The 26,267-nt window shown below is 49.9% G+C and carries 14 protein-coding genes; 13 read left to right on the forward strand and 1 reads right to left on the reverse strand.

The window, feature by feature from the left end; genetic code table 11:
- Positions 1 to 348 precede the first annotated feature (348 nt).
- From Q2J39_RS01110 to Q2J39_RS01120, 3 genes are all read left to right on the forward strand, one after another.
- Positions 349 to 5,574, forward strand: coding sequence for a GDSL-type esterase/lipase family protein (locus Q2J39_RS01110; protein ID WP_288338870.1), 5,226 nt, complete (start codon positions 349 to 351; stop codon positions 5,572 to 5,574).
- 304 nt (positions 5,575 to 5,878) lie between these two features.
- Positions 5,879 to 10,063, forward strand: coding sequence for a GDSL-type esterase/lipase family protein (locus Q2J39_RS01115; protein WP_288338871.1), 4,185 nt, complete (start codon positions 5,879 to 5,881; stop codon positions 10,061 to 10,063).
- Between the two features lie 442 nt (positions 10,064 to 10,505).
- Positions 10,506 to 11,036 (forward strand): hypothetical protein, encoded by a 531-nt coding sequence (locus tag Q2J39_RS01120; RefSeq protein WP_288338872.1) that lies wholly within the window; start codon positions 10,506 to 10,508, stop codon positions 11,034 to 11,036.
- A 272-nt stretch (positions 11,037 to 11,308) separates the two neighbouring features.
- Here the strand turns inward: Q2J39_RS01120 and Q2J39_RS01125 are convergent, their stop codons facing one another.
- A complete protein-coding gene (locus tag Q2J39_RS01125) occupies positions 11,309 to 12,517 on the reverse strand; it encodes an acetyl-CoA C-acetyltransferase (RefSeq protein ID WP_230267894.1) in 1,209 nt (402 codons plus the stop codon).
- Between the two features lie 1,364 nt (positions 12,518 to 13,881).
- Between Q2J39_RS01125 and Q2J39_RS01130 the strand changes: the two genes are divergently transcribed.
- The 10 genes from Q2J39_RS01130 to Q2J39_RS01175 all read left to right on the forward strand — a co-directional run bounded on the left by Q2J39_RS01130 (position 13,882) and on the right by Q2J39_RS01175 (position 26,243).
- Entirely contained in the window at positions 13,882 to 15,021 is a 1,140-nt protein-coding gene (locus Q2J39_RS01130) for an acyl-CoA dehydrogenase (protein ID WP_230267895.1), read from the forward strand.
- 21 nt (positions 15,022 to 15,042) lie between these two features.
- Positions 15,043 to 15,840 carry an electron transfer flavoprotein subunit beta/FixA family protein gene (locus Q2J39_RS01135; RefSeq protein WP_230267896.1) on the forward strand — a complete coding sequence of 266 codons (798 nt, stop codon included), beginning with the start codon at positions 15,043 to 15,045 and terminating at the stop codon, positions 15,838 to 15,840.
- An 11-nt stretch (positions 15,841 to 15,851) separates the two neighbouring features.
- Complete coding sequence (locus Q2J39_RS01140) at positions 15,852 to 16,913, forward strand: electron transfer flavoprotein subunit alpha/FixB family protein (RefSeq protein ID WP_230267897.1); 1,062 nt, start codon at positions 15,852 to 15,854, stop codon at positions 16,911 to 16,913.
- Positions 16,914 to 17,126: 213 nt separating this feature from the next.
- The gene (locus Q2J39_RS01145; protein WP_230267898.1) at positions 17,127 to 17,966 is read left to right on the forward strand and encodes a 3-hydroxyacyl-CoA dehydrogenase NAD-binding domain-containing protein; all 840 of its coding nucleotides are present in this window, start codon (positions 17,127 to 17,129) and stop codon (positions 17,964 to 17,966) included.
- 236 nt (positions 17,967 to 18,202) lie between these two features.
- A complete protein-coding gene (locus Q2J39_RS01150; RefSeq protein ID WP_230267899.1) occupies positions 18,203 to 18,982 on the forward strand; it encodes an enoyl-CoA hydratase-related protein in 780 nt (259 codons plus the stop codon).
- Positions 18,983 to 18,997: 15 nt separating this feature from the next.
- On the forward strand, positions 18,998 to 20,548 hold the full coding sequence (locus Q2J39_RS01155) for an acyl CoA:acetate/3-ketoacid CoA transferase (RefSeq protein WP_230267900.1): 1,551 nt from the start codon (positions 18,998 to 19,000) through the stop codon (positions 20,546 to 20,548).
- Between the two features lie 788 nt (positions 20,549 to 21,336).
- Positions 21,337 to 22,947, forward strand: coding sequence for an alpha-amylase family glycosyl hydrolase (locus tag Q2J39_RS01160; protein WP_288338873.1), 1,611 nt, complete (start codon positions 21,337 to 21,339; stop codon positions 22,945 to 22,947).
- A 332-nt stretch (positions 22,948 to 23,279) separates the two neighbouring features.
- A complete protein-coding gene (locus tag Q2J39_RS01165) occupies positions 23,280 to 24,377 on the forward strand; it encodes a low specificity L-threonine aldolase (RefSeq protein ID WP_230267372.1) in 1,098 nt (365 codons plus the stop codon).
- A gap of 331 nt (positions 24,378 to 24,708) precedes the next feature.
- A complete protein-coding gene (locus Q2J39_RS01170; protein ID WP_288338874.1) occupies positions 24,709 to 25,515 on the forward strand; it encodes a threonine/serine exporter family protein in 807 nt (268 codons plus the stop codon).
- Positions 25,512 to 26,243, forward strand: a complete 732-nt coding sequence (locus Q2J39_RS01175; protein ID WP_288338875.1) for a threonine/serine exporter family protein — start codon at positions 25,512 to 25,514, stop codon at positions 26,241 to 26,243. The genes Q2J39_RS01170 and Q2J39_RS01175 overlap by 4 nt, the downstream gene beginning before the upstream one ends.
- Positions 26,244 to 26,267: the final 24 nt, after the last annotated feature.

Genomic DNA, 26,267 nt, shown 5'->3' on the forward strand with positions numbered 1-26,267 from the left:
AACTAGAAAGGCAAGGCACTGCTCACTTGTGAAGCTTAAGTGAACAGCATTGGAATATCTCGGATAGAAATCTTACTTTCTTCTTCTGCGGAACGTCTTTCGTGCTCTGCCTGTATAATCCACAACTGTACAAATTTCTTTGAATGGTTTTCTCTGTTTTCGAACAGAGAAAGCCGTTTTTCATTTCTGTGAAATCGTTTTTAGAACGGCTGTCAAAAGGAAACAGGCGAGAAAGATAAATTTAAAGAAATCAGACAATCGATTGTACATATTGATTGGAGGAAATTTTCACAATGACTGCTTTGGTATAATTCAGATAAATTCTGCAAAAGAGAAAGGAAAACAACGATGAACAGAAAAACTGTATTCAAAAAGGTTTCTGTCCTGGCTCTTGCGCTGTCCATGACGATGACAACCCCTGCCTACACGCTTGTAATGCCGGTCCTTGCCAGTGAAGAAACCACCCTGAAAACAGAAGTACAGATTACCGATCTGACGGTGAAATCCGGTCTGAAAAAAACGGATCTGTCCTTTACGCTGCCCGAAAACGCCGACAGCGCACTGACGTACAAAGTGTATCGCGGAACCAAAGTCGATGAACTGAGCGAAATCGGAACCGCCAGCGTATCGGAAGGAAAGGGCACCTTTACCGATACCGACAGCGTCACAGACAAACTGTATTTTTATCGGATTCAGGCGGGGGATGCCAGTCAGAGCGTTGCCTCCGAAGTGCAGTACAGCCAGACGGCTGCTGGCATGGATTCAATCGCCAACGCCCCGTTTTATAAAGATACGTCCAAAATCGAGTTCGATAACAGCACGTTGGTCGAGCTGACCCCCGAAGAAATCAGCACCTTCCGGGATATGGACAAACCGACGATTTTCGTAAAAGCTGCGCCTAAGGAAAACGTGACCCATACCCAGATGTTTTTCATGGCCAAGGATACGGCGGGAGCAGGCGGCAATGCAAACCGGATTTACTTTCAGCTCAGTAAAATTGCTGACAATACGTATCAGCCGCAGTTTGCCTGGAACGGTTTCGCCTATGCGGGAGATGTCTCACGCTTCAAAGGCGGCGAAACGCATATCTGCGCTCTGGGCTATACGTCCGATAACAAGATTTCTCTAGTCAGTGACGATCCCGCACAGTCGCGGACCCAGTTTACACGCGAGGCGACCGGCTTTAAGGCAATTAACAATCTGGATGAAGCCACGCTCGGCGGCTGGAAAGTCAGCGGTACACCTGCGACAACAAATAATTTTGAAAGAACGATCGATTACGTAGCCATTACGGATGAGGCGATCAGCGAGCAGGAACTGCGTTCTTTTGTAACCTACAAGCCTGAGACCAGAACTTTCTCCATCGCGCTGGATGCAGGAGAGGGAAGTCTTGAGGCCGAGATGCCGTCTGTAACCAAAGCGGCAAGTGCCGTCGTTCTGACCATTCCCGAAGCCGCGCCAACCAAAGCGGGCAGCACCTTTACCGGATGGACGGCCAACGGAAAATCGTATCAGCCTGGAGAGCCTGTTATCCTCGATGCCAATGCGCCTGTGCTGTCTTTACAGGCGGCGTATCAGGATGACGGCACGACCGATCCGGAAGAACCCGATCCCGTTACGCTTCCAGTTCTTCAGGCTAAAGGCCGTTATCAGGAAACGGTTCTCTCGATCGAGCGTCCGCAAGACGATACGAAAATTTACAGTATTCTTCGTGCCGAAGAAGAAGGCGGAACGTATGCGCAGGTCGGAACGATCGATGGATCTTCCTATTCGTTTATTGATACCGGTCTGACCAACGAAAAAGCGTACTTTTATAAACTCCAGAATGGAAATACGATCTCGAATGCAGCCGTAACGGCCACGCCGGGCAAAACCGCCTTTATCAAAAATGCGGAAGCGCATAAAACGCTGGCCGAAAACGAACAGAGCTTTGATGGATCCCGTACTGTTTCGATGAGCGATCAGCTCGATGCCGTTAAAGATCTCGAAGACGGATCGATCATTCTCCGCTTCAAAATGGACGAAGCTGGAGCGGAACGCTATGCCTTTACCGCCTCCAGCAGCAGGAACCTCATTAACAGCGGTCTTCCCAACGCCAATAACCTGCTTTATATGGGGCACAACGACAAGGGACAGGCACGGGTGAACATCAATGCCCTGCGCGGAGCAGCCGGAAGCAATCTGAGTGATGGACAGTGGCATACCGCCGTTCTCGCTTCCGATACCGCAAGCGGATTTGATGCGTATCTGGCTGTCGATGGCAATGAGATCCTCTCTTTTGCGGATACGACCGGTACCAATGCGAAAGCCTTCCTGAAGGGAATTTCTGAACTCGATCGTCTGGAAATCGGCGGCTATACCGGCGCCAGCAGTGTGGAATCCGGCTTTAAGGGCGACATCGAGTACGTTTCAATTTCTTCCCAGAAACTGACGAAGGAACAGGCCAAGGCGCTTTCGATGGAATCTTCCGCCAATCTGCGCAGGGACATGTTCTCCAATTCCACCGAAAACACCTGGCTCTTTGTCGGCGGAGCGGATACGGAAGGCGACTTTGATCAGATCGGCGATATTCGTCCGTACTCCAATCAGTTTGAAGAATTCGTTCGCTGGGACAGACGAAGCGATAACGGCTTTGCGACGATGCGTTACGTCACAAACGGTGCAGCCGCCGGAAATGATCTGAAAAAAACGATCGAAAAACTCGACCGACAGCTGCAGGTCGTTCATCCGCGCGCCGTTGTGTATCTCTCATCCAAAGAAGATCTGGATGCCTATGCGAACGCTTCGGACAAAGCCGCGTGGATTGCCGGCTATAAAGCCGACCTGAAGACGCTGCTGGACAAAGCGACCGCTTCGGACGGAGTGAATACGTATCTCGTTTTACAGACACCGTATGTTACCGAGGATGCATCCAATCCCGATGCACAGAAGGTACTTGCCGATGCGATGAAAGACTTCCGCAGTTCGCTTTCCAGCGAACTGGCCGGTCATGTTCTTATCGTCGATCATTCCAGTCAGCCGCTCGCCAATTCTGCCGATCAGCCGACCGTGAAAAACGGGCTTCTGACCGGACTTGGCCAGTACCGCCTCGCTAAACAGTTCGCACAGACCGTTTATGGATCCAGCAATTTCGCCTGGGGCGAAGACTATATTGACTCGCATGTCCTTTCGGATATTCCTGTCTATAAAGCTCTTGCAACGGCTCCGTTTACAGCCGATTTCACCGGGGCTGACGGACTGAACGTGACATTAGGTAGCGCTTCGGTATTTGAAGGCAGAAACTATGTTCTCGAAGCACAGGGCGAAGATCTGAAACTTACTGTTCCGGTCGAAGCGGGAAAGACAGTCACGCTTCCTGTATCCGAGGGCACCTGGACGCTGGCCTGTGTCGAATCGAACAAGAATTCCCGAACACAGTCGTATTCCATTTCCAAAGGCCAGACTGCGGCTTCGCTTGTCCCCGTTAAAATGGACGAAGCCGACAAAACGGAACTGCAGAAAAAAGTGACGGCCCTGCTCGAATCGAAGACGCCGCTGACCTGGCTGTTTATCGGCGACTCGATTACCCATGGCGCGCTCCATACCCATGGATACGACTCCATTACCCAGAATTTCCAGAAGTATCTCGACGATCCAAACGGTCTGAATCGTCCGGATGATCTCGTGATCAACACGGCGGTTTCCGGAGCGAAAGCTGTCGATACGATGACGGAACCGAACCTTTCGGCACGCATTAAAAACTATACGCCGGATATCGCCATTCTCATGCTGGGCATGAACGACAGCGGCATTTCGAAAGAACAGTACAAAATCAACATGCAGGCGAACATTGACGCGGTGAAGGAAAAGAACCCGAACGCGCTGCTCGTGCTGCGCATCTGCAATACCGTTCCCGGACGTGCGTCGGTATCGAATGCGAACGACAACTATCCGCAGGCGATTCGAGAACTGGCACAGACCAACAACGCGATTGTGGTTGATCACGCGATGACATGGGATACGTACCGTTCGCTGTATGGCACAACCGCTTCGGGCGGAGCAGCCAACTTCAACAATAACAATCTCCATCCCAACGGCATCGGTCAGCGCATGATGTTTGTCGATCTCATCCAGGCACTCGGCCTGTACGATGAATCCAGCACGATCTGTACACAGCGTTATGATTTTGCGACGGAAACCTCCAGTACAAAACCGAACGTCACCAGTCCGCAGCCGGGTGTTATTCAAGTCGATCTGACCAGTCTGGCTGCTGCGGATACGATTGGAACGGCAGAAGTCACCGTTACGGTTGACGGAATTGCCTATACCAAAAGGTATAACAAACTTTCTTCCGCCAGTACGACGATCGTCTTTGACAATCTGCCCAAGGGAAAGAACGCCGCAGCCGATGTGACCATCTCGAACTCCAGCACGAAAACGATCCAGTATGCGCAAAGCGATCCAGTAACGATCACGGATACGCTGGCTCCCTTTACCGCCGTACTTACCGATGCGAAAGGCGGCTATTCCAGCGTCACCCTGACCATGGAAATTCCAGCCGGCAAGCAGGTCAGCGTTCTTCGCAGCGAAAGCCGCAGCGGAACGTATACGGAAATTGGTACGGCAAGCGAAAGTGAATACGTCGACCATTCCGTCAGCCCGGAAAAGACGTATTTCTATAAACTGAAATGGACCGATACGACCGATCACGAAACGGAAGTCAAGGAAGTACAGACGGGCATGGATGCGTACAAAGCCAGTGCCGAAGTGTATCGCGGCCTCAAAGGAGAAAGCTTTGACGGTGCCAAAGTCATTGAACTGAATGCACAGGAAGTCAGTGCCATTAAAAATATGCCAAGCGGCAGCATCTTCTTCCGCTTCAAGACATCTCAGCTTGCGGATATGGCGGTCATTTCCGGAAAAGCGGCAGCAGATACGGCGGTTCTCTATCAGTCCGACCAGTCTTCCAACATTGGCCTGAAAAATCTGAACGGTACGTCCGTCCTTCGTGCCGATCTCTCCCACACACGTGCCGAAAAAGCAGCAGCCCCGCAGCTGAATGATGACGAATGGCACAATGTCGTCGTGGTGTCCAATCCAGGCACATCGAAAACGTTCTGCGTCTACATCGACGGCAAGAACATCGGCTTCGAATTTGACGGCGCGAACAACGCCGGCCTTCTCAGCAAGCTGTCGAAAATGGATCAGATCACCATCGGCGGCGTCAAAAACGGAAATACGATTCTTGGCGGCTTCAACGGTTCGATCCGGGATGTAATCTTCTCCAAAGAAGCGTTCAGCCGCGAACAGGGCATGGCCATCACGGCAGAAAAATATGTCGAAGATACCGAGCCGGAACCGGAACCAGAACTGGATAAGCGTGTTCTGAAAACCACGCTCGACAAAGCACAGGCGCTGAAAGGTACCTTTTCCAATAAGGATCAGGCGTTTACGCAGGCAGTAACGAGTGCGCAGACCGTTTACGACACCGCTGCAGAGCAGACAGCAATCGATGCCGCGGCCAAAGCCTTAAACGAAAAACTGCTCGCTCTGCGCCTCGTCCCTTCCAAAGACGCGATCGCCTCTCTTTCCTAATCGAAGAAAACGCATCAAAGAAACAAAATTCGTTTCGATGCTTCGAAGCACGTTTCCCCGATTTTTAACGGCACAAATGAACCACAAAACCCCCTCGTGATTGCAGACGAAGGGGTTTTTTCGGTTTTTGAATAAGGAGAAAACGATGGTTTGAAACGGCAATGATTCGAATAAAAAATCTGTGTGTAACTTTTGAAAACTTTGCGAAAACGGTTTCTTCTCTCTTTTATAATCGGTTTATCTTTGGCGGATTTCCAAAATTGACGCACTGGATCCGCTCTTACGAAAAGAGAAGGAGATTTCTATGAACAGAAAAACAGCTCGAACGAAATTTTCAGTCCTGGCGCTGGCGCTTTCCATGAGCTGCACAGCCCTCGGATCGTCCATGACTCAGGTTCTTGCGGCCGAAGCGATCCCGTCGGCGGTACATACACAAACAAAAACGAATACCCGTCCGGCCGCGCAGGAAACACTTCCGGCAATTGAGGCCAAAGGCGGATATGCCCAGGTACAGATTGCGATCGACCGGGCAGAAGACGATACGAATACGTATTCCATTTTGCGTGCGGACAGCGAAAACGGTTCGTATGTTTCCATCGGGGAAACGACAGAATCGATCTGGATCGATACAATGGTTCAGACGGAAACGACGTATTTTTACAAGCTTCAAAAAGGCAGCGAAATCAGCAGCACGCCCATCGAAGCTTCCACGGGCAAGGAAGCCTATTTGCATCAGAGCGTACTGAACAAAGCACTGAACGAAAGCGAATCGGTATTTGACGGTACCAGAGTGGTCGATCTGAGCGATTCGATCGGTTCCATAAAAAATCTGGAAGAAGGATCCGTTTACATTCGCTTCAAATCGGAAAACGCGACCGATTCGGCGCTGCGCCATCTATTGACGTATCACAATTGTGCCAATCCGGAAGATATGAGCAATACAAACGCTTCGTATTCAACCGACAAGATTTTCTATCTGGCCCTCGATTATCGAAACGGTACGCATAAACTTCGTGCGGATCTGACCGGAGGAGCCAAAGCGACAAACGGAAGCGGCTATGGAGATGGTCAGTGGCACACGCTCGTTCTGACCAGCCGCGCCGACAATCCGACGTTTGGCGTCAGCGTGGATGGGGTGAGCGTTCTCAGTTATTCCCAGGCAGCGTTCAAAGGGCTTTTTACCCGACTTGTGAATGCGGACCGGCTGCAGATTGGCGGCTACAAACCAGCCGATACGGTCTATGAAGGGTTTAAAGGAGAAATTTCTCAGGTTGCAATCTCTTCTGAAGCGCTGACGACGGCCCAGGCCAATGCCCTCACGTCGGCTGAACAGAGCCGGTTTAAAAAAGACATGTTCTCGCTCGATGAAATCGGCAATACGTGGATGTTTGTCGGAGGAGAGGAAGTTGCTGCCAATTACGAGCATGTACAGGGCCTGCGCAGTTTTGTGTATCACTTTGAAGAATACGCCCGCTGGGAAAAGCCCAGACAGATGTCCACAGCTATCGAACCTTTAAAAATAGGGCATTCGCACTTTGTCGCCAATGCGGGTAAAACGGGAAATACGCTTTCGGATACCGTATCTGCACTGCCGGACAGCCAGAATGCTTTCCACGCCAGAACGATCGTTTACACTGCTGGAATCGAAGACATTCAGGAGTATGTGGCTGCACCGGATAAAAATGTCTGGAAAAACAGCTATCAAACGGCGCTGACATCGCTGAAAAACGCTATTCCTTCCAACGGCTATCTGGTGATTCAGACGCCGCACGCCTGCAAGGATGCCCAGAAAAATGCAGCCGCAAAAGAAATCGCTGATCTGATTCAGACGCATTTTGCAGCGGATCTGGGTGCCGAACCAAATGCGCAGAACGTGTTTGTGGTCGATCAGTATACGCATACCAATACCGATACGTTCAAATCGACCTGCCTGAATGCAGACGATCAGCTCAATGGCTATGGTCATTTTGAAATCGCCAGAATTCTGGAAAACGCGACAGGACAGTCGACGACCAGCGACTACAATGCCGGAAACCTCGATGACTGCATTCCCGTGGATCAGCCCGCCTACCATGATTTAGCCAATGGCAAGGAAGCCCTTCAGGCCTCGTTTGAAAATGCTTCGCTTGAACTAACCCTCGCTTCGTCCGACGTTCTTGGCGGATCCGACTGGATTTTGCATGCGGAAAATGGGGAAGTAGAGCTGAGTACACCCGTTCAGGCGAACGCATCCGTTTCGCTTCCTGTAAAGGATGGCTCATGGACGCTGCGCCTGATTTCGGAAGATGGAACGGTGGAGCTGCCTGCTTATTCGATTTCGAAAGGAGAGGCCTCGTTAAAACGTCAGTCGACGCTGCCCGAAGAAACCGCACTTTCCGATACCCAGAAACGGATTCGGGATTTATTGAAATCGGACAAAAAGCTGAACTGGATTTTCTATGGCGATTCCATTACTCATGGATGCCGTCATACCCGCAGCTACGATACGATCGTTCAGCTCTTTGATAAATACATGCACGCGCCGGACGGACTGAATCGACCAGACGATCTGATTCTCAATACGGCCGTGAGCGGTGCGATTGCCCAGGATACGCTGAGCGATCCCCATAAAAAAGCACGCATCGAATCGTATGTTCCCGATGTGGCGATCGTCATGCTTGGAATGAACGACTGCGCGGCATCCGGTATTACACCGGACGTGTTCGAAGCGCAGCTTAAGGAAAATCTCGCCACTATCAAAAAGCAGAATCCGGATGTGGAAATCATTCTCCGGGCCTGTAACGTCACCACAGCTTCCGGGCGCGGCAATCTGAAACAGTATATCGCCAAAGTGCGAAAAGTCGCCCAGGAAGAAAACTATATTCTTGCCGATCATGCCACAACCTGGGAGGCGGCGATGGCCAGACAGACGAATGCCAATCAGGGCGGAACCGGTAATCTGAACAGCGATGGTCTCCACCCCAACGGAATCGGGCATAAAGTCATGTTTGATGATCTGACCCGGGCCATGGGAATTTACGACACGTCCAGTCCAATCTGTCGTCTGCAGTACAAGATGAACCAGAAAAGTGCGCAGTCCGACAGGCAGCCGGTCTGCCAGACCGGGATTGGCGAACTGTCTCTGGATCTGACCGCTCTGGTCGATCCCGGAAAAACGGCAGGTACAGCGGAAGTTACCGTAACGGCAGCCGGCTTTTCGTGGACGAAAACATATGATATTGCGAGTCCAGACGACAGGACGACCCTTCGTTTTACAAATCTTCCGGCAGGAAAATCCGCCGTCGTGAACGTGAAGATTGCGACGACCGATGCGACCGTTACGACGTATACGCCGGCCACAGTGGAAATTCCATCGAAGACGGAGCCTGCGAATATCGTATTCTCCAAAGCCGAAGGCGGCTATGCACAGGCGGTACTCGAGTTTGAAAATCCGACAAACGCATCCGTCACGATTCTTCGCTCGTCTTCCTTAAACGGAACGTATGCGGAAATCGAAACCGTACAGTCCGGATCGTATACAGACCAAGTTGAACCGGATCAGACCTGGTTTTACAAACTGCGCTGGAACGATGGAGAAGAACAGACATCCCAGGCCAGAGAAGTGAAAACCGGCATGGAGGCCTATAAAGCCAGTGCCCAAGTCTACGAAGCCCTTTCTGGCCAGACGTTTGACGGTCAGACGCTGATCGATCTTTCCGATCAGGCCGATAGTGTAAAAGCCATGAATGCAGGAAGTCTCTTCTTCCGCTTTAAGACGGATGCAGCAACAGATTCCATGGCGCTTGTCTATGGAAAAGAAGCGGGTACAACGACGAGCCTGATCCAGACAGGCGGCGGTCAAATGAATCGTCATTCGATTTCCCTTCGCCCGCTGCAGGGCAAGCTGTCGCTGCGCCCGGATCTGGCCCACACCAGAGCCGATGGAAACACGGAAGATCTTGGCGATGGACAGTGGCATAACGTCGTTCTCGTCTGCACTTCCGGTCCGGATCGAACCTTTACCTGGTATATCGACGGTAAGGAAGTTCAAGCCTTTTCCGGAGCTGGCAATGCCGGCTTCTTCTCCACGCTGGCCGGCCTGAATCAGCTGACGCTTGGCGGTTATTACAACGGGAGCAATATCGCGACCGTAATCAACGGCTTTAAAGGCGAAATGCGCGATGTGATTTTCTCGACGGAATGTCTGAACCAGACCCATTCCCAGAAAATTACAGACGGTCTGTACAGCGAAACGGATCCAGAACCGGAACCGACGCTCATCACGGATCTTCTGGATGCGGCACTCCAGAAAGCCGATGCTCTAAACGGCCTCTATATAAATAAGGATCAGAACTTTGACGAAAAATGCACACAGGCCAGGTCGGTTCTGGAAAATCCGCAAAGACAGAGTGAAATTGATCAGAGTGCCAAAACGCTCAATCAGGCGCTGCTCGCTCTGCGTAAAGTTCCATCCGTAAATGCGCTCAGCAATTTGAAATCCGTTCAGTAAACCCGACGGCTGGATTTCTATCCTTGCCATCCAATGCGAAGGCCGAAGGAAATCCGTCCAAAATGAAATAGAAGAAAGGAGCTTTACAAGCCGCTTTATAAAAAGACCAGTTCTTTCGGATCTCAAAATCGGATTCGATCGAGCTGGTCTTTTCCATATATTGAAGAGGGGAGCCTGCATAAGAGAAGGGGAGTCAAGCCCGCTCGGACGTGCAAAATCACGATGTTTCTGAAGATTGAATCGATATGATCAAAATGATGAAAAAGCTTATCCAAAACGGATTAAAAAATTGCGTAACCTGTTGCGTGAGCACTCAAAAATGGCTTATGTACAGCCTGTGTGAAAGCGCATTACATTAAGGACGCGTTAAACTTTGCCAGGAAACCGGGTACATTTCCACAGCATTATTGGAATTCGATGTGTTTCGGTTTATTTTATTGATATGAAATCACGTTCCGTTCAGGTTTGCGACTGTGCCTGCTACCTTGCTAAAAACATTCGCAGCGCTGAAGGCGAACTGCCCAGCGCACAGAGAATTCACAACCTCCTGTATCTTGCTACACGGGAAAGCACCTGCATTTTTGGAGAAGGTCTTGTTCCCTGCACCTTCCGCTGCACTGATGACGGCGTTCTTTGTGAGAACTGCTCTCATACCGGAGTCCATTCGGGCCGATGGATTCCTGCTGCACCAAAAATGACCAAAAACGTTCTGGGTATTCTGAACTCGATTCTGGCAACGTATGGATCCTGGAATGAAAGCGAACTTCGACTTCACATCCTGCAGGAAAAAAGCTGGAATCACGCCAGAGAAACCGAAGAGGACGGCATTCTCAGTCAGGAAATGATTGCAGAAGATGCACAGAAAGTTTCCAGGCTGAATGCCCTCTGGTCGATGAGCCACTGCAGCTACGATCCAGTTATTCTGGATGACGCCGATCGCAGCGGATGCCTCTGCTTTGGTCTTCAGGCGTAAAACGGGAGGTCTGTAAGGAAAGGGCGAAACAGCAGACAGCCAAAGATACGAATCACTTTATATAAAGAGAAACAGATGGATCGGAAAGTCCTGCACAGGAAACTTTCCAGAGCGTCAGACGATGGAAAAGAGAACATCGTCTGACGCTTTTCTTTTGAAGTGCCTGGAAATTTCGAAGGGAAAGAGAAACCGCAAACCCTTTGTTTTCACGAAAACAGGACATGAAAAAAGCCGGATCCAGGATCCGGCTGAAGATTTGAATTCAGATCTTCTTAGTAAACCATTTTAACGATTACAGCAACACCCATGCCGCCGCCGATGCAGAGGGAAGCGAGACCATAAGTGAGGTGACGTTTAGCCATTTCGTAGATCAGGGAAACGAGGATACGGTTTCCGGAAGCGCCTACTGGGTGACCAAGAGCGATAGCGCCGCCGTTTACGTTGGTAACGGACATGAGAGCTTCGCGATCGATGCCAGTCTTTTCAACCAGTTCGTGGATTACGCCAAGGGACTGAGAAGCGAAGGCTTCGTTCAGTTCGATCAGTTCCATCTGATCCAGAGTCATGCCTGCATTTTCAAGAGCGTGCAGGATAGCCGGGGTAGGACCAAGGCCCATTGTCAGAGGATCAACACCGCCTTGACCAAAAGCAACGATTTCAGCGATTGGTTTCAGGTTGTTTTCAGCTACAGCGGATTCGCTGGCTACGATACACATGGAAGCACCGTCGTTGATTCCGGATGCGTTGCCGGCTGTAACGGTTCCGTCTTTGATGAAGGAAGGTTTCAGTTTAGCAAGGAGTTCCATGGAAGTTTTTCTTGGATGTTCGTCGGTATCGAAGATAACGGTTTTCTTGCGTTCTTTAACTTCGATTGGAACGATTTCATCTTTGAATTTTCCAGCAGCGATAGCAGCAAGTGCTTTTTCCTGGCTGGCGAAAGCGAATTCATCCTGCTGTTCGCGGGTGATGTTGTATTTCTTCGCAATGTTTTCAGCAGTTACGCCCATGTGAACGTTGTTCATAGCATCTGTCAGCGCATCGTAAATCATGGAGTCAACAACTGTCTGGTTGCCCATCTTAACGCCCTGGCGGTTTTTGCCGGAGATCAGATAAGGAGCAGCGGACATGTTTTCAACACCGCCGGCTACGAAGATGCTTCCCCATCCAGCACGAATACGGATGGCTGCTTCGATTACAGCTTCAAGACCGGAGCCGCAAACCATGTTGATGGAATGTGCCGGAACTGTGTTAGGAATGCCAGCATCGATAGAAATGTGACGTGCGATGTTCTGGCCAAGTCCGGCACCAATTACGTTACCGATGATTACTTCGTTAACCTGTTCTGGTTTTACATTTGCCTGTTCAAGAGCTGCTTTCAGAACGGTAGCACCCATATCAGCAGGGGTTACATTTTTCAGAGAGCCCATGAATGTTCCGATGGCGGTACGTTTTGCGCCAACGATATAAGCTTTTTCACTCATTACGAATGACCTCTTTCTACTCTTACGAGATTTGCGATTTCATACTAGCCCACCCGCGAAGGAATATCAAACCGTTTTGTGAAAGAAATCACAGTTTCCCGGATTCCGACGCGATTGTTCGCCTTCCCAGATCGTGAACCGCTTTCAATTTAAAAAGAAAGCCGAATTGCCTTGTTTTTGGCCTTCGAAAGGACCGGATCGAGCAGGAAAACAAACGTGCGGACTGTTTGAATCTGTCTTTATCTTATCAGAGAGCCCCAGTTTCTAAACCATCATTTTTGACCGAGCGCTCAGACCAGAGGGGAAAAGCCGCCTGGTGACGCTCTGAACCGAAAGGGATTTCAGCCAGATGTCACAAATTCTCAGAAGATTTTCCGAGCAGGCACTTTAAAGGGAACGACTGGATCTGAACTCCCGTATAAGAGGACTGGATCTGAACTCCCGTATAAGAGTGAGATCACATACAGGATCATGTCCAGGAGAAACAGAAAATTGACCGGCAGATTCGAATGCCCGGCAACGGAAGAAGAAAAGAGAACTCGCAACTTCCTGACGGGCTGATCCACGAAATGGCTTTCCCATATAGAGGAGCACGCAAGCATAGAGGCACGCAAACCCAAAACAGGGAAAAGAAAACCGGATCCTGCGGGCGCGGCGAATCCGGAAAACGAGTATGGTCTGTCAGTCATCGTATAGAGAAGAGTCCGATCCAGTCTCTTTTATATAGAGGATCTTATATTGGTGATCTGTTATAGCCGATCTGTCTGTATATGGACGCTGTATGGGCTGCTTTCTTCACTGCGAAGCAATTCTGAATGAGGACAGCGAGTGAACGGGAGGCGCAATCCGTAAGAAGTGTTCCCAGAAGAACAGGGGAGTGAGTGAACCGAAGCAAAACGAAATACAGCGTTTTGTCAGGCAGCCTGACCGTTTGAGGCGTTCCTTTTCGAAGAAGAAAGCTGTTCGAATCGGATGGAAAATACGAAATTGTGGGATGGAGCGAAACGGAAAACATTGAAAAAAACGGGTTAAATTCTGAATTAATAAACAAAATACAAAATGAAAGCGATATCATGGAGGTGGACCGCAGAAATGTGGGTATATTTTGCCCGCTTCGGGCCATTCTGGTCAAGGGCATGTCTGATTCCCTTTAGGTAGGCCTTTTATGTAAAGGAATTGACAGATTTTAAATACCGGAAGAGCTCCCACACTTTTGTGCTGACGTGTGAAAGTATTCACATTTGAAATTGACAGTACTTTGGAAAGGGCTATTATTGTGCTTAGTACAAAGAACGGGTACGTTTTCGTACGTCTTTGTCCTGGATCCTAAGTTCTATTTGAAGAGAAAGGAGAACTTCATTTTTATGGATTTCAATTTAACAGAACAACAGAAACTGATGCAGAAGTTGTTCCGGGAAGTTGCACAGGCAGAAGTCAAAGACAATGCTGCTGATGTCGACGAAAAAGAACGCTTTCCAAAAGAAAACGTTGAAATTCTTCGTCAGGCAAAAATGCTTGGAATTCCTTATCCACGGGAATACGGAGGAGCTGGCGCCGATTATCTGTCCTACATTCTGGCAGTCGAAGAACTCAGCAAAACCTGCGCTACTACAGGCGTAGTCCTCTCTGCACACACCTCCCTGGGTACCTGGCCGATCGCTCAGTACGGTACGCCGGAACAGAAGGAAAAATACCTTCGTCCGCTGGCTTCCGGTGAAAAGCTTGGCGCATTCGGTCTGACCGAGCCAAACGCCGGTACCGATGCTGCCGGTCAGCAGACAACCGCCGTTCTGGTCGGAGACGAATACGTTCTCAACGGAACAAAGATCTTTATCACCAACGCTGGCGAAGCTGATGTCTATATCATTTTTGCCATGACCGATAAGTCCAAGGGAAACAAGGGTATTTCCGCTTTCATCGTTGAAAAGGATACTCCGGGCTTCACCATTGGACAGCACGAAAAGAAACTCGGTATCCGCGGTTCCGCGACTTCCGAGCTGATCTTCAACAACGTTCGCATTCCTAAGGAAAACCTTCTGGGCGGTGAAGGAAAAGGTTTCAAAGTTGCCATGTCCACACTCGACGGCGGACGTATTGGTATCGCAGCGCAGGCTCTTGGCATTGCCGAGGGTGCTCTCGAAGAAACCATTAAATACGTTAAGGAAAGGAAGCAGTTCGGACGTCCGATCGCTAAATTCCAGAACACACAGTTTGTCATTGCTGACATGCAGACTCGCATTGATGCAGCCAAGATGCTCGTTTACCGCGCAGCTATGGCCAAAGAAGAAGGCAAACCTTATTCCGTACTGGCTGCTGAAGCCAAGCTCTTTGCTGCAGAAACAGCTATGGAAGTTACCACAAAGTGCATCCAGCTGATGGGCGGCTACGGCTATACCCGCGATCTGCCAGTTGAAAGAATGTTCCGCGATGCCAAGATTACTGAGATCTACGAAGGAACATCCGAAGTTCAGCGCATGGTTATCTCCGGCGCAGCGCTTCGCTAGTGGAAAGGAAAACGGGATACTATGAAAATTGTTGTATTAGCTAAACAGGTACCTGACTCAACCGAAATTACAGTCGACAAGAAAACCGGAACCCTCGTTCGTGACGGCGTACCTTCCATCATCAACCCCGATGACCTCGCCGGTCTGGAAGCAGCTCTTGCTCTGAAAGACAAATCGGACGATGTAGTCGTTGAAGTCCTCTCCATGGGTCCACCTCAGGCTGCCGGGATGCTCCAGGAAGCCATCGCCCGCGGCGCTGACAAAGCGTACCTTCTGACTGACCGTCGTCTTGGCGGTGCAGATACCTGCGCAACCAGCCGCACCCTTGCTGCTGCGCTCGACAAAATCGGCTATGACCTGATCATTGCCGGACGTCAGGCGATTGACGGCGATACCGCTCAGGTTGGTCCGCAGACCGCTGAACGTCTGAACCTGCCCCAGGTAACTTATGTAGATGAAATTCTCGAAGTTGCTCCGGATCATGTTCGCGTAAGAAAATCTCTCGAAGATGAAGAACAGATCGTCGCTGTTAAACTGCCGGCTGTAATCACTACGCTTTCCGGCATGAACAAGCCTCGCTACATGAACTGCAACGACATTGTTGATTCCTTCAACAAGCCGGTTGTCATCATGACTTACGATGATCTCGCTGCAGATCTTCCGCTCAGCCAGATCGGTCTGGCCGGATCTCCGACCCAGGTTTACCGCACATTCACAAAGGATGTAACGGCTGAAACGGAAACCTTCAACCTGTCCGCTGAAGAAACAGGTAAGAAAATCGCTGAAACTCTCAACGAGAAACAGCTGATCAAGAAGTAGAAAGGATTGTCATGGCTACATTTCCAGATTACAAAGATATTTACGTATTTGTAGAACAGAAAAATTCCCAGCCTGCGGAAGTCGGCTACGAACTGATTAACAAAGCTCGTGAACTCGTTGATGCTTCTCCGGAACTCGGCTACAAAGTAGTCGGCGTTCTCCTTGGCGAAAACGTAAAAGACAAAGCAGCTGACGTCATCGCTCACGGTGCTGATGAAGTTATCGTTGTCGATGATCCGAAGCTGAAAGACTACTCTACTCAGTTCTACACAGACGCTCTGACTCAGGTTATTGAAAAATTCAAACCTTCGTCTCTGCTGACCGGCGCTACCGTTCTCGGCCGCGACCTTGCACCGCGTGTTGCTGCACGTATCAACGCAGGTCTGACCGCTGACGCTACCGGTATTGAAATTGGAAAGAACATCACCCTCGGCGGCGGCGCTGCTGCTCGTCAGATCCCGGATGATGACGCTCTCCTGCTCGTTACCCGTCCTACATTCGGCGGTAACCTGTTCGGTACAATCGTTTGCCCGAATACCCGTCCGCAGATGGCGACCATCCGTCCGAAAGTATTCGACATGGCAAAACCAGATACTTCCCGCAAGGGCGAAGTCGTTGAATTCACTCCAGAATGGAACGACACAGAAGCTGCAGTTGTTGTAGAAGGCATCGAACCAAAAGAAGCTGCCGGTGTAGATATCACCAAATGCGATATCCTCGTTGGCGTTGGCCGTGGTGCTGAAGGCGCTCTGCCTCTTTGCGAAGAACTCGCAAAACTGCTCGGCGGTGAAGTTGCCGGAACCCGTGCTGCTGTTGAAGACGGCTTCCTGGCTAAAGAAAGACAGGTTGGTCAGACTGGTAAAACCGTTCGTCCTAACCTTTACATTGCCTGCGGTATCTCCGGTGCCGTTCAGCATGTAGCGGGCATGGAAAAATCCGATTACATCATCGCGATCAACCGTGACCCGGAAGCAGAAATCTTCAAAATTGCCAACCAGGGCTATGTTGGAACCGTTGAATCCGTTCTGCCGGTTCTGATTGAAGAAATCAAAGCGATCAAAGCTGCGAAGTAATAAACCTTTCTCTTCTCCATACGGTACGTTCGTACCGCATGGATCTGCTTCGCTCTTTATATGACGTACGGATTCATCTTTTCGGATCATCCGTACCCTCAGAAATTTCAGACACAGAAACTCCCCGGCCGTTATGGCCTGGGAGCCTGTCGTCTTTGTTCTCATTATCGGACGGCGATCGATGACCGTCCCTGATCAAGGAGAGTAAAAAACATGAAAAAAATTGGTGTAGTCGGCGCTGGAACCATGGGCCAGGGCATTGCAAACGCATTTGCATCTGCCGGCAATAAAGTTACCGTCGTTGACGTTAAAAAAGAATGGGCCGAAAACGGCATCAACAAAATCTGCGCTGGCAAGGACAAACTCGTTGCCAAAGGCAAAATCACTCCGGAAGCCGCTGAAGCTGCAAAAGCCAACCTGGCTGCCGGCGTTTACGAAGATCTCGCTGACTGCGATCTGATTGTTGAAGCTGCTCTCGAACAGATGGCTCTGAAAAAAGACGTATTCTCAAAGCTCGATGAAATCGTTAAAGACGATGCCATCTTCGCTACGAACACTTCTTCTCTGTCCATCACAGAAATCGCTAACGGAATCAAGCATCCGGTAATCGGCATGCATTTCTTCAACCCGGCTGACCGCATGAAACTCGTAGAAGTTATCTCTGGCGCCAACACTCCAGAAGAAGTAAAAGACGAAGTTATCGCTACAGCCAAAGAAATTGGCAAAACACCGGTTGAAGTTAAAGAAGGACCTGGATTCGTTGTTAACCGCATTCTGATCCCGATGATCAATGAAGCTACCGGCATTCTTCAGGAAGGCCTCGCTTCTGTTGAAGATATCGATACCGCTATGCAGCTTGGTGCCAACCACCCCATGGGACCTCTGGCTCTTGGCGACCTGATCGGTCTGGATGTCGTTCTGGCTATCATGAACGTTCTCTATGACGAAACCGGCGATCCCAAGTACCGTCCGACAACTCTTCTCAAGAAGATGGTTCGCGCTGGCAAACTTGGCCGCAAAACCGGCGAAGGCTTCTACAACTACAAGAAATAAGCGCTTTGTCATCAAAGGGGGAGACGTTCGTTTCCCCCTTTCTTTACCTTTTCTTTCTCTGTAATCCCCGCATTACAGGGTTCAAATTTTACCGTAAACCATATACTCGCTCAAATTATTCGGCCTGAAGCCGCGCAGTTTTTCTCTTTCAAATTTTTGCAGACGGTTTCACAGGTATGGATCTGTTTTCAGACTGTCCTGTTTTCGAATACTGAGCCGTGAAGAAAGGATCAATCATGGATAAAGTACTTCTCGAGAAAAACGGAAACGTTGCTCTGATCACCATCAATAACCCGAAAGCGCTCAATGCTCTTTCCACTGAAGTTCTGCAGGATCTCGAAGCTGCAGTAAACGACGTTAAAAACGATGACGAAATCCGTGCCGTTGTTATTACCGGTGCTGGAAACAAATCGTTCGTTGCCGGCGCAGACATCGCCGAAATGAAAGACAAAACCGTAGAAGAAGCTGCTGAATACGGCGCCTTCGGAAACAAAGTCTTCCGCATGATCGAAACCATGGAAAAACCAGTGATCGCTGCCGTTAACGGCTTCGCACTCGGCGGCGGAAACGAGCTGGCTATGGCCTGCGACATCCGTCTTGCTGCTGATACCGCTGTATTTGGTCAGCCGGAAGTCGGCCTGGGCATCACTCCGGGCTTTGGCGGAACCCAGCGTCTGGCTCGCATCGTTCCTGTCGGCATCGCTAAGGAAATCATCTACACCGCTCGTAACATCAAAGCGCCGAAAGCCCTCGAAATTGGTCTGGTAAACGCTGTATATCCAGCCGAAGAACTCATGGCAGCTGCTATGAAGATGGCAAACGGCATCGCGAAAAACGCTCCAAAAGCCGTTGCTGCGTCTAAAGCAGCGATCAACGAAGGTCTCAACGAAACGATGGATGAAGGCATCCAGACCGAAGTAGAAAAATTCTCCGGATGCTTCGCAACCGAAGACCAGAAATACGGCATGGACTGCTTCCTTAACAAAGTCAAAGACAAACAGTTCCAGAACAAGTAGTCAGGAGGACATTCAATGTCGAAAGTTATTACTCCAGCTCAGGCAGCGGATCTCGTTAAAGACGGCGACCGCATTGTCATGAGCGGATTTATTGGCATGTGCCATCCGCAGGAAGTAACGTATGCCATTGAAAAACGCTTCCTCGAAACCGGGCATCCAAGAGATCTTGATCTTCTTTTCCCGACAAACGTCGGTGACGGAACCGACGCGCTGGGCATGAACCATCTGGCACACGATGGACTGCTTCGTTCCATCGTCGGCGGACACTGGAACCTGGTTCCTGCCCTGCAGAAACTCGTTACGGAAAATAAGGTTCAGGCCTGGAACCTGCCGATCGGTACGCTGGCACAGCTTCTTCGTGAAATCGCCGGCAACCGTCCAGGCGTAATTACCAAAATCGGTCTGAACACGTTTGTCGACCCGCGTCTGCAGGGCGGCAAAATGAACGATGTCACCAAGGACGATCTCGTTGAACTGATGGTTATCGACGGAGAAGAATATCTCCGCTACAAATCGTTCAAGAAGATCAATGTCGGTGTCATTCGCGGAACTTATGCGGATGAAAACGGTAATATGACCATGGAAAAAGAAGCTGCCTTCCTGGAAGCGCTGGCTATGGCTGAAGCCGTTAAAAATACCGGCGGTATCGTCATCGCTCAGGTCGAAGACGTAGTCGCGAACGGAACGCTCAATCCAAAAGATGTCAAAGTACCTGGAATTCTGGTGGACTACATCGTAAAAGGCACTCCGGCAAACCACTGGCAGAGCTATCTTGATCCGTATAAACCGGAATTCTCCGGACAGATCAAGCGTCCTCTGGATGCCCTGGAACCCATGCCGCTGAACGCGCGTAAAGTTATCAGCCGTCGTGCGGCAATGGAACTTACGCCAAACGCGATCGTGAACCTGGGTATCGGTATTCCGGAAGGCATCGCCAATGTCGCCAACGAAGAAGGCCTCCCTGGTCTGAAAATGACCGTCGAAGCCGGAAACATCGGCGGCGTACCAGCCAGCGGCGTAGGCTTTGGCGCCTGCACCAACCCGGAATGCACCATCGATTCGCCAGCCATGTTTGACTTCTATGACGGCGGCGGACTCGATCAGGCTTTCCTCGGTCTGGCGGAATGCGACAAAACCGGAAACATCAACGTTTCCCGTTTTGGTCCAAGAATCGCGGGCTGCGGCGGATTCATTAACATCACCCAGTCCACTCCGGTCGTTGTCTTCTGCGGTACATTCACTGCCGGCGGTCTGAAAGAAAAAATTGGCGACGGCAAGCTGGAAATTGTCAACGAAGGACGCATCAAGAAATTCAAGGACAGCGTAGAACAGGTTACGTTCTCTTCTGAATTTGCAAAGAAAGCCGGACAGAAAGTTCTTTACGTTACTGAACGTGCCGTATTTGAATTGAAGGACGGCGTATTCACCCTCGTCGAAATCGCTCCTGGCGTTGACCTGCAGAAAGATATTCTCGATCAGATGGAATTCAAACCGGCGATCGCGGAAGATCTCAAGCTCATGGATGAGCGCATCTTCAAGGATGAGCCCATGGGCATGGTGAAATAAGCCTTACCTAACCCAATCTTTATGAAAAAACGAACCTCTGGATTTTGAAAACAATCCAGAGGTTTTTTGTGTGGTGGAGTGCAGGACTTTGGTTACGCGTTTTTCTGTGCGCGTTTTCAAGCATCTTTCCTGTCTGTAAAAATAAGTCCCAGACAATCGGCATAGGATTTCGAAAGGTTTCACGTATGCCGAAGCCCCGGAATTCGAGTAAGTCAGGGAGCGAAATGCTTTGAAAACTTGCTTTATGGATTTGGCTAAATTAGGGATCTGAACAGAGGAAGGTGTCTGTAAACGCCCAATAAGAATGCCCTTACAGAAGCGGGAAGGGAAAAGAAAACTCTTCGGCAAAAATCGGGAATACATCGGCATTCGATCGAATATTGTCGCATTTCTAAATAACTGTCCGGATTTTCTAAACAGAATTGAGGATATGTCCCTTATACGCAAACGGAGTGATTCATGATTCTTTAAGAACATCAGGTATAATGAAAATATCCGAAGTTCAAAGGATCAGCGCGTTTCGACAAGCCATCGTTCTGCAAAACGGCGCACAGATTCTGGTCAGAGCTTTTGGAATCCTGTTTTTATTCCATATATGTTAGGAAGAGACCACCCGCTTGCCTTGCTTTTGCGGGTGCTTTATAAAGAATTACCAGTACTTGTAAATCACATTCAATTTTGTCTGTTCAAATATGAGGCCTCAAACAAAAAAGACGATCGCTTTTAACAACTGGATCCGGAAAGATCCATTCCATCTTGTTTACGGCCTTCAGACCAGGGGGACTTTCATGAAAAAGTTTTTAATGGCGGCCCTTTCTGCGGCACTTCTCATCAGTGCGGCAGGCTGCTCGAATCAAACGAAAGAAGAACCAAAGGTGACCGCCCTCAGCGTAATGGATACGGTCAACTCGAAAAATATCGTAAATTCCGAAAGCGACATGCGCCTTTGGTATCAGGTGAATCCGGCGCTGTTTACAGACCGGGCGACCGGGGCGGCCGGAACCATTTCCAGCATTCTTACCGATATCGAATACTTGTCGGACGGCGACATGGAGACGACTAACGATCTGAACATGAGCGGAATTCTGCTGACCAATCTCTTTGCGGTCGACGACCAGAACGCGCCAAAGGATTTTGTGACGATCGATCCCAATCTGGGAATCGATGACGATCTCTCTTCGCTTTGCAATCGCGGAGCAAGTCTGAACCTTCCGGTTATGGTTTCTCTGGAAATCGGCTATATTTCGCAGGAAAATGCGGATTTTAAAGCCATGTGCGATCTTGTGAATCAGAACCCGGATCATGAAGATCTCTTCAGTCTGAACCCGGATCTTTTCGACATGTTCTTTATTGAAAAGGACCACGGCGGACAGGACGGCTGGACCCAGATTGGAACAACGGCCTACTATTACCGTTCTCTGCCGCAGACATCCATTCCAAAACTCAACATGGGCAATATCAATGTCCGTGTACAGCTGCAGACCGGACTGCGCCATCTGATCAATCTTGGTGTCAGTGGGTTCTACATTCCTGATTTTGATGCCGTATTCGGTGAAAACCAGGAACAGGGCGCGGAATTCATGACCTGGATGAGCGAAAGCGTACAGGAAATGAACCCGAACGCCAAAGTCGTTTATTCGTATACAAACTGGAACGATGCGCTTGCGCCGATCCCCGCCTACAGTGCCTGCAAAGAAGGGGAAGGCGCACAGGGCATGATCGGCAAAGCCGTAACCGGTGCGATTCCAGCCAAGGATCTTGGTCTGTGGCTCGAGTCGGCGGGTAACCAGTCCAACGGAATGAACGCTTCCTTTATCAATTCCGACCAGAATTCTCTCGATCTGCTCAAAGTGAGCAGCCGCCTGCCGCAGTATAAAATGGCGCTGGCTTTGCAGATTATGACCAGCGGGCAGATCTTTATCCTTTCCGGCGATGAACTCGGCCTGACCAGTGAACAGACCGATCTGATTGTTGACGCTATTGAAATGCCGAAAGAAGACGAAGAAGAAAACACCGATTCCGAAACCAAAGGACAGGAAATCGATCTCGAATTCGGCTCGCTTTCCGAGCAGAAAGCGGACGGAAACTCGATTCTCAATTTCGTACAGCAGGCGATTAAGCTGAGAAACTCCTGGCTCGCCATTTCCGAAGGCACCACAACGTGTCTGCAGGATCTGTCCACTGATCAGGTTCTCGTTCTCGACAAGCGCCAGTCCAACTCGGAAGCGGTTCTGGTCTTCAACCTCTCTTCCAAAGAGGCGACGGTGGATCTTTCTTCCGTAAAGATCAACAGCCTGCCTGCGGAACTGGGCGGGGAACTGCTGACGGGCACTTCTCCCGTTACGCTTGAAAACAACATTCTGACTCTGCCGGCCAATTCCATGGCGCTCCTGAAATAAAAGAGGACAGCAGGAAAACAGGCAGGAAGCCAGAAGAAATTATTCGCAGCGAAAAATCGGACCGATTTTCAAAAGGAAAGCAGATGGCCAGATCGACATCGAACAGATCTGGCCATTTCTTTTGTCTGCACCCATGATATGTCGGACGAACGATGATTTTTGCATAAAGATTCATCCAAATGGATGTCCATTTAAATCGTACAATTCTTAGAATCCGATTTCGTAAGGGGAAATTCGGAAAATCATGTCTGCATACGGCGGTTTGCCGTTATAATTTGACTGACATCACAGCAATTTTTTAGCTGAATACCAATGGGAAAAAGAGGGGACTTATGTTATTTTTTCGAAACGATTACGGTGAAGGCTGCATAGAGCCTATTCTTGACCTGCTTAAACAGGCCAACGACGAATCCAACCCTGGATACGGCACCGATTCTTATTCCAAAAAGGCAGCCGAACTGATTCAGTCCAAACTGCCAGACGTACCTTCCGATATTCATTTCGTCGTTTCGGGTACGCTGACCAACATTGTCATGATTCGCCGCGTTCTTCGCGACTGGGAAGCCGTACTTTCGGTCGATACCGGACACATCATTGAACACGAAGCCGGCGCGATTGAAGCGATTGGTCACAAAATTATTTCTGTTCCAAATTCCAATGGAAAAATGACCGCCTCGGTTCTGGAAAAGACCGTTGAGCGCATGCGCAAGGATCCAAACTATCTGATTGAACCAAGACTGGTCTACATTTCCAACGCGACGGAACTCGGTACCGTCTATACAAGACAGGAGCTCGAAGCGCTGAGTGCTGTCTGCAAGAAAATGGGTCTGTATCTGATGATGGACGGGGCAAGACTCGGCGCCGCACTGATGAGCGGCATTGACTACTCTTTGAACGATATCGCCAAATGGGTCGATATTTTCTCGATTGGCGGAACGAAGAACGGTGCGCTTTTTGGAGAAGCGGTCGTTGTCGTCAATCCGGATCTGCGTCCGTATTTCCGCTACGTAGCCAAGCAGTCCGGAGCCATTTTAGCCAAGGGCTGGCTGATCGGCATGCAGTTTATCGGTCTGTTTGAAAACGACGCTTTTTACAAGAACGCGGGCTACGCCAATAAGCTGGGTGCGGAAATTCAGAACCGTGCCATTGAACTGGGCTATCCGCTGTTCATGAAGACGACGACGAACCAGATTTTCCTTGTACTCAACCGTTATCAGTTTGACTATCTGCGCGATAAAGTCGATTTTGAAATCTGGACATACTGGGATGACAACGTAGTTATTCGTCTGGTCACCAGCTGGCATACCTCGCAGAACGATGTCAAAACGCTCTGCCAGTATCTTGAACTGGCCATGAGCCGCTCCCGCCGCAATGACGAAGCCGTTCTGGCTGCCGAAGCGCAGGAAGAAACGCCTGAAAAAAGCCTTTAAGCCGACTTTATCGAAGTAAGGTATTGCTCATCTGATTATCAATTCATATCGCAAGTTCATCTGGCCGTATGGAAGCTTTTGCTTCTGTACGGCTTTTTCCATATGTGCAGGATCTCGTTTACGTTGATACAAATTGTACGGAAAAGCCGCACCCTGCGGCTGCGGATCCGGCTGCGTATACGATTTTCGCTCTCGGACCCGCAGCCTTTTGAACGCCAGGGAATCCCGGTTGAAGCCGAACGTTCAATCGGCTATCGTAGAAGAATCTTCTTTTTCCGACGGGCGTAAAACCGCCCGCGAAGGACCTGGCATGAAAAGATAGGAGCGGGTGATGGCGATGAAAGAAACACGAGAGTGGAGAGAGTGGGAAAACTGGCTGAATCAGGCGGAAAAAAGCGCGAACTGCGTCCTGAAAGCCGGGGTTCTGCTCATGTCTTCGGGTGCCGAGGTGTACCGCGTGGAAGAGACGATGAACCGTCTTGGCAATTCGATTCCCGGCGTCGACAGCAGCGAAAGCTACGTCATGGTTACGGGAATTATCTGCTCGGTGGAAATGGGCGGACAGACTGTTACGCGAATGGCCCGCATTCACGACACGTCTCGAAATCTGCTGGTGGTCAGTGCGGTCAATGAACTGAGCCGAAAAGCCGAATCGCATCACTATACGTGCGATCAGCTTCTCGAAAAAATCGAAGCGATTGAACATCTTCCCGATTATTCGTCAGGCTGGAAAGCGCTGTGGGGCGCGATTGGCGCCGCGGGCTTCTCCCTGTTTTTTGGCGGCGGATTTTATGAGCTGGGCTTTGTTTTTCTGATCGGTCTGATCGTTCGCTTCTTTTCCGTCGTCTGCGAAAAGATCCACATCAACAGCTATTTCGTAAACATGTTTCTCGCCTTTCTGACCGCGATTCTGGCGGTACTGTTTCATTGCCTAGTTCCGGAAGCGTCGCAGGATATTATGATCATCTCTTCGATCATGCTGCTGGTACCGGGTCTGATGATTACCAACGCGCTGCGCGACTCGGTTATGGATGAACCGCTCAGCGCCGTCGTCATTTTGATGCAGGCCGTACTGATCGCCTGCGCCATCGCCATCGGCGTTCTGATCGGTCTGTACGTGATGGAGGCACTGATATGAACGAACTGTTTGTCAAATGCCTCTGGGAAGGCTTCCTGGGCGCCGGACTGGCCACAATGGGCTTTGGCGTCCTGTTCAACGTCCGCTCGAAAAATCTTCTGCTGGCCGCTTTAACGGGCGCTGCAGGCGGTGTGGTCTATATTGCTCTTTCTTCTCTGAAATGGCCGGAAGGTCTGGCCAATTTCATGGCAGCCATGGTGATCGGCACACTCGGTGAAATTTTCGCGCGCAAATGTCGGACGACGGTGACGACCTTTACGGCTCCCGCTCTCATTCCGCTCGTTCCTGGAGGAACCGCGTACGAAATGATGGTGCAGTTTGCGACCGGAGAAATCGCGACGGGCATTACCAAGCTGATCTCCATGCTATCCATATCGGGAATGCTGGCGATGGGCATTCTGGTCGTTTCCACACTCACCCGCTATTTCTTCTATTCCAAGCGACAGGTGAAAAAAACGCATGAAAAGCTTATGCGCGTCCAGCAGCAGCTGGCCGGTCAGGGAATTCGTCCAAAGACGAATGTACGCAAATCGGCTGCAGCTCTTATAGACGACGAAAAGTCGAAGGACGCGGGCGGATCAAACCCATGCTGCCCTGTGATTCCGGAAAATGAACTGGATCAAAATGTCTCCAATGCAAAAGAAAGGCATTTTCGGGAAGAGGATTTTCAGACATCCCAATATAAGATTCCTGAATTCAAAGACTCTTCCTCCAATTCCGACAACTGATTTACTCCATGCAATACCACTTGC

The sequence above is a fragment of the uncultured Allobaculum sp. genome, assembly GCF_948576815.1.
In the GTDB taxonomy this organism is placed as follows: domain Bacteria; phylum Bacillota_I; class Bacilli_A; order Erysipelotrichales; family Erysipelotrichaceae; genus Allobaculum; species Allobaculum fili.